Raw genomic sequence first — 3802 nt, 5'->3', positions numbered from 1 at the left:
GCTGACGGCCTCCTGACGTGCCCCCTTTGAATCGGACCGTTCTTGGCTGGAATTTTCCACTTATGACCCCTGGATGGGGAGAAGGAGAGTTCCATGAAGGCATCGAAGTTTTCGGAGGCGCAGATCGCCTTTGTCCTGAAGCAGGCTGAGGACGGAACGGCGGTCGGCGAGGTCTGTCGTAAGGCGGGGGTATCGGAGGCGACGTTCTACAACTGGCGCAAGCGCTATGCCGGCCTGATGCCGTCGGAGGTGAAGCGGCTGCGTCAGCTCGAGGAGGAGAACGCCAAGCTGAAGCGGATCGTTGCTGACCTGTCGCTGGACAAGGCCATGCTGCAGGATGTCCTGCAAAAAAAGCTCTGAGGCCTGCCCGCCGTCGCCAGCTTGTCGATCAGGTGCGGGAGGCCTGGAAGGTGTCGGTGCGCAAGGCGTGCGAGGCCCTGCGGATCGACCGTTCCCTCTACACCTACAAGTCCAGGCGCGGCGAGCAGGCCGGATTGAAGCAGCGGATCAAGGAGATCTGCGAGACGCGGGTGCGCTACGGCTACCGGCGCGTGCATGTTCTCCTGGTTCGCGAAGGCTGGCCCATCAACATGAAGCGAACACGCAGGCTTTACAACGAGTTAGGGCTTCAACTGCGCAACAAGACACCGAAGCGGCGGGTGAAGGCGAAGCTCAGGGACGATCGAACCGAGGCGACGAGATGCAACCAGACCTGGGCGATGGACTTCGTGCACGATCAACTGGCGACCGGCAGGAAGCTGCGGGTTCTCACCATCATCGACACGTGGTCGCGCTTCTCGCCGGCCGTCGATCCCCGCTTCAGCTATCGCGGCGAGGATGTCGTCGCCACGCTCGAACGGGTGTGCCGCGAGCACGGCTATCCGCAATCGATCCGCGTCGACCAGGGTTCAGAGTTCATCTCCCGCGACCTCGACCTGTGGGCCTACCAGAGGGACGTCGTGCTCGACTTCTCGCGGCCAGGCAAGCCGACCGACACGGATGTAATTGAAAACCCCCTTTATGCAGGTTGTGCTCTTCCTTTTGGCCGGTCACGCCAGCGGGACGTGAAGCGGGCATAGTCCCGCTCGGCCCTTTCGGAGCGCTCACGTTCGGCGGCCCGCTTCTCTGGGATATTGTAGTCGTAGGCATTGCCGCGTTTGGCGTGCTCGGCTGGCCGACCCGCCTTCAACTCGATGGTCCTGAACTTGCGAGCGAGCAAGGCCGGGCGCACCCAGATGTAATCCGTCTGCTTTGTGAGCATGTGCCAGAGGATCATTACCAGCTTCCGGGCAGTCGCGACTGCGGCGATGTGCTTGCCTCGGCGCGCCGCGATCCGTTGATAGAAGGCTCTCAATGGTCCTGGGGAGCGCGCCGCCGCCCATGCCGCCTCGACGAGCATGCCGCGTGCTTGGCCGCGGCCCTGCTTCGTGATCCGACCATGATAGGCGGGGCCTTCGCCCGATTGACGAACACTGGGATTCAAGCCGAGATAACCCACCAGCTTTTGCGGATCAGGGAAGCGGCGCACGTCACCGATTGCGGCTGCAACCCCGGTCGCCACTGTCATGTCCACGCCGGGTAAGGTCATGATCCGCCGAATGACAGGGTCCGACAGCGCCTCTTCGGCGATCTCAGCCTCGACCAGCTTGAGCGAACCCTCTATCAGATCGATCTGCCGGAGGTGCCGCTCTATGGCGTTCCGCTCGTCCGGGGGAACGAGTTGCTTCGCAATCCACTTGCGACCGCTGACGCCGACCAGATTGCCGTGCGGGCACGGTGGCGCGAGATGAGCGTGAAGGATGGACTGGATCATGTTCTTCAGACGAACGCGCTGGCGAACCAACTGAGTGCGGCGCGTCACTTGCCGCCGCATGGCCAGGGTCCTCGGATCCGGCACCCATACCTCAGGCAGGAATCCGGTCGCGTAGAGCTTGGCCAGGACAGCCGCGTCAATGGCATCGGTCTTGACCTTGGCGTGCGCGATCAAGCGTACCTGTTTTGGGTTGGCGATCACGACGCGGTCTACGAACGGTTCAAGGAGTTCGGCGACAGCTGCCGCATTCCCCGTCGCTTCGATGATCACGTGATCATCGTGGGTCAGTTCTTTTTGAGCGAAAGCGGTGAGCCGATCGCGAAGCATAGGAACCCTTCCAAGCTTCTTCAGTTCGCCCTCACAGAGCGCGACGACTTCGGCCGCCACGCGATGGATGTCCATGCCAATGATCCGCATGGCCTACTCCTCTCCTGGTCAAGGTTGAGGGAGCCAGCGGGCAACACGACAATTACGGATCCGCGCTCGCAGCGCATCCGGGCTGGTCGCAGGGGCGGCCAGATAACGACCTCGAGCTCGCAGCTCATGTCAGTTCGACGGCCTGCCCGCACTTGCGTGCTCCCGGTGCCCCAAGGCCCGGATCTGAACAGCATAGTCACCAGAGCCGACCTCAGGAATGCACCGCCGACAGCATGCCGGATAACTCGTTCATCGAGTCGTTCAACGGCAAGTTCCGGGCGGAATGCCTGAACGCCCACTGGTTCCTGACGCTTGACGACGCCCGCCGGAAGATGGAGCATTGGCGTCGAGACTACAACGAGGTCCGTCCTCACAGCGCGATCGGCAACAAGCCGCCGNATCGAGTCGTTCAACGGCAAGTTCCGGGCGGAATGCCTGAACGCCCACTGGTTCCTGACGCTTGACGACGCCCGCCGGAAGATGGAGCATTGGCGTCGAGACTACAACGAGGTCCGTCCTCACAGCGCGATCGGCAACAAGCCGCCGATATCGCTCATGAATGGCTCCGGCGAATCCCATCCGCCATGAGCCACAGCCCGGAAAATCCTCCAGCCGGGCGGTCCAAAATCGGGTCTCACGTCAAACGAAACACAGGACTCTCCCTCAAACCGGAGGAGATTGGGGTCTCAGGTCATATCGAAAACGGTCCATGTGCCGTTGTTTTCGATCCGCAGGGCATAACGGATCCCTGGAGGTCTATATGCGTTCATTGCAACACCTTGGTGGGTCAACCGATCGCTAGGACGTGCGATCCTGACGGAGAGCCTTCTGGACGCTGTTTTGCTCCTCACCATCATCTGGGCGATTTAACGTAACGGTACACCGGATGAGGAGATTCCAATCCGGTCCGTGCTCTATGATGAGATGCAGGTCGGACATTTCCTCGAAATAGTGTTCAAGACTCTTTGTGCCGTCCTCAACCCGGTAGTCGATCACCGCCTTCCAGCGCTTGTTAGAAAATAAGGTGACGACTTCGCTCATTCCATTCTCCATGCAACAAACTTGCGGAAGCGAGGTATGGCTAAATCAACTGAGTTCCTGTCTTTAGTCGTTGTGGCTCTCAGCGGTGCACCGTTGGTGTCGTTGTCAAATCGCGTCTGAGCCTCGGTGCGTGGGCCCCTTGGTCGCTCTACCTTCGTTCTCCCAAAGCTGAAGCACGTTCCGCATACGTTGGACGACCCAGTGCAGGGGTTGTAGCCGACGTCGAAGCTCGATTTCGCAGCCTCGTTGGATATCCTCCGAATCGTCGTCCGAAATGTCCAATTCAGAAAACACCGTACGGATTGCGCCTAGAGCTTACGTCCCTGCAAACGGCTTCGCTTCGTTCTGACACTGGTTCAAGAACGCAGCGATAGCTGCGTGAACATCCGCAGTCACAGCTTGCTTGCTTGCATCGGCCGACTACCAAGTCATTGCATTGCCGACGAGCTATAAAAGGTATCCGACCACCGCTATGGCTCCAAACAGCAGCAGCCAGGACAGTGGCTGCTCGTTCAGGCGCCGAATGAATTT

At 60.2% G+C, this 3802-nt stretch carries 2 protein-coding genes and 3 pseudogenes; 3 read left to right on the top strand and 2 right to left on the bottom strand.

Going from position 1 to position 3802, the window contains the following annotated elements:
* Positions 1-93 precede the first annotated feature (93 nt).
* Positions 94-1010 (top strand): annotated as a pseudogene (locus ABUE31_RS22555) (IS3 family transposase); the annotation flags it as partial.
* A gap of 8 nt (positions 1011-1018) precedes the next feature.
* Here the strand turns inward: ABUE31_RS22555 and ABUE31_RS22550 are convergent.
* Complete coding sequence (locus tag ABUE31_RS22550; RefSeq protein ID WP_437344182.1) at positions 1019-2215, bottom strand: IS110 family RNA-guided transposase; 1197 nt, start codon at positions 2213-2215, stop codon at positions 1019-1021.
* 218 nt (positions 2216-2433) lie between these two features.
* Between ABUE31_RS22550 and ABUE31_RS22545 the strand changes: the two are divergent.
* Positions 2434-2694 (top strand): annotated as a pseudogene (locus ABUE31_RS22545) (integrase core domain-containing protein); the annotation flags it as partial.
* Positions 2630-2818 (top strand): annotated as a pseudogene (locus tag ABUE31_RS22540) (integrase core domain-containing protein); the annotation flags it as partial. The pseudogenes ABUE31_RS22545 and ABUE31_RS22540, both read left to right, overlap by 65 nt.
* A 210-nt stretch (positions 2819-3028) precedes the next feature.
* On the opposite strand, the gene ABUE31_RS22535 reads toward ABUE31_RS22540, so the two are convergent.
* Positions 3029-3271: a hypothetical protein gene (locus ABUE31_RS22535; protein WP_367726011.1), complete on the bottom strand. Its 243-nt coding sequence runs from the start codon at positions 3269-3271 to the stop codon at positions 3029-3031.
* Positions 3272-3802: the final 531 nt, after the last annotated feature.

It is taken from the genome of Mesorhizobium marinum, assembly GCF_040813675.1.
Lineage (GTDB): Bacteria > Pseudomonadota > Alphaproteobacteria > Rhizobiales > Rhizobiaceae > Mesorhizobium_K > Mesorhizobium_K marinum.
The sequence above is the reverse complement of the archived record's forward strand: the minus strand, read 5'-3'. Positions and strand labels throughout refer to the sequence as shown.

What these genes read in the sequence shown, in the direction of transcription:
- ABUE31_RS22535 (WP_367726011.1), bottom strand. Translation starts at nt 3,271, where the DNA reads ATGAGCGAAGTCGTCACCTTATTTTCTAACAAGCGCTGGAAGGCGGTG.
- ABUE31_RS22550 (WP_437344182.1), bottom strand. Translation starts at nt 2,215, where the DNA reads ATGGACATCCATCGCGTGGCGGCCGAAGTCGTCGCGCTCTGTGAGGGC.